Source organism: Pseudarthrobacter sp. CCNWLW207 (assembly GCF_037203945.1).
Lineage (GTDB): Bacteria > Actinomycetota > Actinomycetes > Actinomycetales > Micrococcaceae > Arthrobacter.
Window position 1 is genome coordinate 1 of the sequence record NZ_JBBCBS010000028.1, and the last position, 5,169, is coordinate 5,169.

5 protein-coding genes are annotated in these 5,169 nt (G+C 61.1%); all 5 read right to left on the bottom strand.

All coding sequences use genetic code 11. The annotated features are described in order from the left end of the window. On the bottom strand, window positions 1–398 hold a 398-nt coding region (locus V9L17_RS21140; protein ID WP_337352782.1), incomplete at its 3' end, for an ABC transporter permease subunit. Between the two features lie 45 nt (window positions 399–443). Further along, window positions 444–1,205, bottom strand: a complete 762-nt coding sequence (locus tag V9L17_RS21145; protein ID WP_337352783.1) for an ABC transporter substrate-binding protein — start codon at window positions 1,203–1,205, stop codon at window positions 444–446. 335 nt (window positions 1,206–1,540) lie between these two features. Beyond that, window positions 1,541–2,218 (bottom strand): GntR family transcriptional regulator, encoded by a 678-nt coding sequence (locus V9L17_RS21150; RefSeq protein WP_337349249.1) that lies wholly within the window; start codon window positions 2,216–2,218, stop codon window positions 1,541–1,543. Window positions 2,219–2,260: 42 nt separating this feature from the next. Then, entirely contained in the window at window positions 2,261–3,715 is a 1,455-nt protein-coding gene (locus tag V9L17_RS21155; RefSeq protein WP_337352784.1) for an NAD-dependent succinate-semialdehyde dehydrogenase, read from the bottom strand. A gap of 30 nt (window positions 3,716–3,745) precedes the next feature. Next, window positions 3,746–4,999, bottom strand: a complete 1,254-nt coding sequence (locus V9L17_RS21160) for an aspartate aminotransferase family protein (protein ID WP_337352785.1) — start codon at window positions 4,997–4,999, stop codon at window positions 3,746–3,748. Between the last annotated feature and the right edge of the window lie 170 nt (window positions 5,000–5,169).

The following is a 5,169-nucleotide window of genomic DNA, read 5'->3' on the forward strand; positions in this document are numbered from 1 at the left end:
GTGAACGGGATCCCGATAGTCAGGTTCGGGTAGAGCGCGGAGATGTTGAACCAGAAGATCAACTGCACCAGCACCGGAGTGCCCCGGAAAAGGGTGATGTAAACGCCCGCCGTGGCCGCGAGGGGCTTGATGCTCGAGCCCCTCATAATCGCCAGCACCAGCCCCAGAAGCGTTCCCAGGGCCATGCTGGCCACCGTGAGGAAGATCGTCAGCATCAAACCACGGAGAATCGTTTCGTGGGTAAAGTACCGTGCAACCACATGCCACTTGAAGTTGGGGTTGGTTGATACCGAGATCAGGATGCCCAAAGCCAAAAGGCTGCACACAACCCAGGCGGCATACTCGAAAGTGCTTCGTCGCCGGAGCCTTGGCTTGAGCGCCGGGTCGACCGCATTCATTGCGGTCTCACTTCCTTGACGAACGAATTTCTCCACGGCGTCCCTCTAATTGAGCTTGGCGTCGGTGATGGCTCCGGATTCCAGGCCCCAGTTCTCGAGGGACTTCTTGTATTCCGGGGTCTCAAGGACGGACTGGATCGCTGCCTGCATGGCCGGGGTCAACGGGGAGCCCTTTTTCAGGCCGACGGCGGTCAGGTCGCTGTTGCCGACGTTGACCCGGCCGATGAGGGTGAAGGAGTCCGGCTGCTGCTTCTGGGCCCATGCGAGCGAGGTCGTGTCGTAGAGGATGCCGTCGATCCGCTTGGAGTGCAGCTGGACCAGGGCGTCCTGGATGTTGGGCAGGGTCACGGCGTTGATCGCCGGCTGGCCCTTGGAGGTGCAGGTCTGCTCGCTCAGGGCCGGAAGGCGCAACAGCTGGCCGGTGGAGCCTTGGGTGACGGCGATGTTCTTCCCGCACAGGGTTTCAACGGTGAGGTTCAAAGGGTTCCCGGCGGCTGCTGCCACGGAGTTTCCAGCCTGGAAGTAGTCGATCATGTCCAGGACCTTGAGCCGCTCTTCGGTCTTTGACATGGTCGTGGCGGTGAAGTCGAAGCGGCCGCCGTCCAGGCCCGGGACGATCGTGTCGAACTTCGTGTCCACGAACTTCAGCTTCAGGTCAAGCTTTTTGGCAATGAGCCGGGCGATGTCCGGGTTCAGGCCGATCGGGGTGGTGTTGTCCTCCGCGAGGAACGTCGTCGGCGGGTAGTGCAGGTCCATCGCGACCGTCAGTTCGCCCTTGTCCTTATAGGACTGCGGCAAAAGTGCCACAGCAGCAGCGTCAGGCTGGACGCCCTCCGAGATGTCAGCCGTATTCGATGTCTTGGATCCTTCCTGACCTGAATCGCTACCAACATTTGACCCGCAGGCGGTTAGCGCCAGTAAAACGGCCAACCCTGCACCGGCTACCCGGACCTTGATTCTCATCTTCGTCGGAGTCTCCTTCCAAAACAGAGCCACAAATCCTTACCTACTATGCAACCACCCTCGCGGTAGATCGTCGACAATTTACAGGGATTATCTTTGTTGACGGCACAAGAGAAGGCCAGATCCAAGCGGACCTGGCCTTCTCTTACGGAATGGCGGATAAGGAGAATCTCGGGAGGTTACTCTTCCGTTGTCCCGGTAAGATCCTCCACGGCTGTTTCCATGTGCCGTGTGATGGCTTTGTGTAGTTCTTCGCGACGGCCTGCCTGCAGGAGATCGAGGATGTGTTGGTGTTCCTGCACGAGGACGTCTATTCGGGGATAGGCGACGGCCAGATTGAGAATGCACATCCTCGATTCGGCTGCGAGGGTTTGATATATCCGGATCAGGCGAGTATTGCCAGCCCCGGCTACGAGGGAGGTGTGGAACTGCATATCCAGCCGTGCAATCGCCTGCCAGTCCGAAACAGCAACCTGTTTTGCCATGTCGCTGATGGTGGCCTTTAAGACCTGGCAGGTGTCCTTGACCTGTTCCGGACCGGCGTCCAGCAGTGCGTCCGCGGCAGTTGATTCCACAGCCTCACGTACGGCATAGATCTCCCTGATGTCTTCCGTGGTGAGCTCAAGGACGAAAACGCCCCGGTTACGCCGACTGACGAGGATCCCTTCCTGGCACAGCCTCTGCAACGCCTCACGGACTGGACCCCTGGAAGTGTTTAGCTGGCTTGCCAAGACAGATTCATTGATCTGTTCTCCCGGACCGAACATGCCCTGAACAATCTGTTCCCGCAGCTGATCGGCGATCAGCTGCGCCGTGGGTCTTCCCTCCAGTGCAAAGAGCCCTTCCGGTGCCGCCATCGATATCCCCCTCATCTCACTCTTTCGCCTGCTACACGTCTTTTAGACAGCTATGGCGGTGTACTTGGTCTCAAGAAATTCCTCGATGCCAATCTTGCCGCCTTCGCGCCCCAGTCCCGACTGCTTGACACCGCCGAACGGTGCTGCGGGATTGGAAACAAGGCCGGTGTTCAGTCCGACCATGCCTACTTCCAGTTCTGCGGAGAAGCGGAGAGCCTTGTCCATGTTCTCAGTAAAGACGTAGCCGACCAGGCCCCACTCGGTGTCGTTGGCGAGTCGAAGCACTTCGTCTTCGCTGTCGAACGGGGTGATGGCTGCCACCGGACCGAAAATCTCGGTGCTCATCAACTCGGAGTCCAATGAGACGTCCGTCAGGACAGTGGGCGTGTAAAAGTATCCCGGACCTTCGGGACGGCTTCCTCCCGTCAGGATGCGTGCACCCTTGGACACCGCGTCGGCCACGAGGCTTTCGACCTTGTCCAGGCCCTTCTGTTCGATCAGCGGACCCACCTCGGTCCCCGACACCGCGCCGTTACCCACCTGAAGTTCGGAGATCTTCTTGGCGAACTTCTCGCTGAATTCCTCCGCCACTGACCGGTGGACGAAGAAGCGGTTCGCGGCAGTGCAGGCCTCACCCATGTTCCGCATTTTGGCCTTCATCGCGCCATCAACTGCCTTCTCGATGTCGGCGTCGGCGAGGACGATGAAGGGGGCGTTTCCACCCAGTTCCATCGAGGAGCGCATGACATTGTCGGCCGCCTGGCGCAGCAGGATCTTGCCCACCTCGGTGGAGCCGGTGAAGCTGATCTTCCGTGCAATGCCGCTGCTGGTCCAGGCCCCCACCACAGTTGAGGCGCTGGAGGTCGTGACGACGTTCAGGACGCCGTCGGGAAGGCCTGCCTCCCTGAAGATCTGAACCAGGGCAAGGGACGTCAGCGGGGTCAGCTCGGCAGGCTTGAAGACCATGGTGCAACCGGCCGCAACGGCGGGGGCGATCTTGCGGGCGCCCATGGCCAACGGGAAGTTCCACGGCGTCACCAGCACGCAGGGGCCGACCGGTTCCTTCGTGATCATGATCCGGGTGTTGCCGTCAACGGAGGTGGCATGGTCTCCGCCAATGCGGACGGCTTCTTCGGAGAACCAGCGGAGCATTTCGGCGCCATAGGCCACTTCTCCCCGTGCCTCGGCAAGGGGCTTGCCCATCTCCGCGGTCATGATTGCCGCCAGGTGGTCGGTGTTGGCAATGACCAGTTCAAAAGCCCGTCGCAGGATGTCGGCACGTTCGCGGGGAGTGGACTTGCCCCACGCCGCCTGGGCCTGGCCTGCAGCCTTGATCGCCAAGGCTGCATCTGCCGGCCCGCCGTCGGCTACGTGGGCGATGATTTCGTTGGTAGCTGGATTCTCCACCGGGAAAGTGGCGCCGCTGGCGGCCTTCTGCCAGGCGCCATCGATGAACAATTCCGTGTGAAGCCCTGAGGGGTCGAATGAGGAGCTCATGTCACGCTTTCAAAAATGGTAGGGGAGATATTAGGAGGTGGCTGTTTTCAGCGCCTGGGTGAACCTGGTCAGGCCGGCTTGGATTTCGTCGCTGCTGACGTTGAGCGCCGGGATGATGCGGACGACGTTTCCGTGCGGACCGCAGGTGAGGAGCAGCAGTTCTTCCTTGATAGCTGCTTGCTGGACTGCCAGGGCGGTAGCGGAATCAGGGGTGTTGTCCGGCGAGGTAAACTCGACGCCCTGCATGAGGCCGCGGCCGCGGACATTGCCGATTCCCGAAAATTCTGTCTTGAGCTGGTTGAGCCCTGCCCGCAGTTCATTGCCCCGTACCAGGGCGTTCTCCACCAGGTTCTCGCGTTCGATGACGCCCAGGGTTGCGACGCCGGCTGCGGCTGCGACGGCGTTTCCGCCGTAGGTGCCTCCCTGTGAACCTGCCCAGGCTTTGTCCATCAGTTCGGTGGAGGCGGCGATGGCTGAGATGGGGAAGCCGCTGGCGAGTCCCTTCGCGGTGATCACCACGTCGGGAGTGATGCCTGCCCAGTCGTGGCCCCAGAACTTTCCGGTGCGGCCAACACCGGCCTGGACCTCGTCGAGGATGAGTACGATGCCGTGGCGATCAGCCCGCTCGCGCAAACCTTGGAGGAACGCCGGGGGAGTGGGGATGTAGCCGCCGTCGCCCAGGACGGGTTCGATGATGAAACCGGCCGTGTCCGCCGGGCTGCTGATGCTCAGGAGGAGGTGGTCCAGTTCCTTCAGCGCGAATGTGACGGCGGTTTCCTCGTCCCAGCCATACCGGTAGGAGTGCGGGAAGGGCGCAATGTGCACTCCACCCATGAGCGGGGAGAAGCCTGAACGGAACTTCGTGCCGGCCGTGGTGAGCGAAGCGGCGCCCACGGTCCGACCGTGGAAGCCGCCGTGGAAGGAGATGATGTTGGGCCGCCCCGTGGCCATCCGGGCCAGGCGGACCGAGGCCTCTACTGCCTCGGAGCCGGAGGTCGCGTAGAAAACGCTGTCCAGCCCCGAGGGCAGGAACTCTCCCAGCTTTTCGGTCAGCTCAAGCAAGGGCTTGTGCATCACGGTGGTGTACTGGGCGTGGACAATCTTGCCCACCTGCTCACGAGCAGCCGCTACGACATCAGGGTGGCAGTGACCTGTGCTGGTAACACCGATTCCAGTGGTGAAATCGAGGTACTTCTTGCCGTCAGTTGCGTGGATCCAGCTGCCGAAGGCATGGTCGACGACGACCGGAGTGGCCTGCTTGAGGAGGGGACTGAGAGTTGCCATGGCTTCATACTTTCTTAGGGCCTGTAGATTGTCAACAATAGGCGATGTTGGGAAGGTGGGGATAGTCGGTGCGTGTGTTAAACCGTCTCGAAGCGTTGGGGGCGCGCGAAGTTGAGGCTGTCGAAGGTGCGCTTGCCGAGGGCTTCGTTGGCGGCGATTTCGCCGTAGCC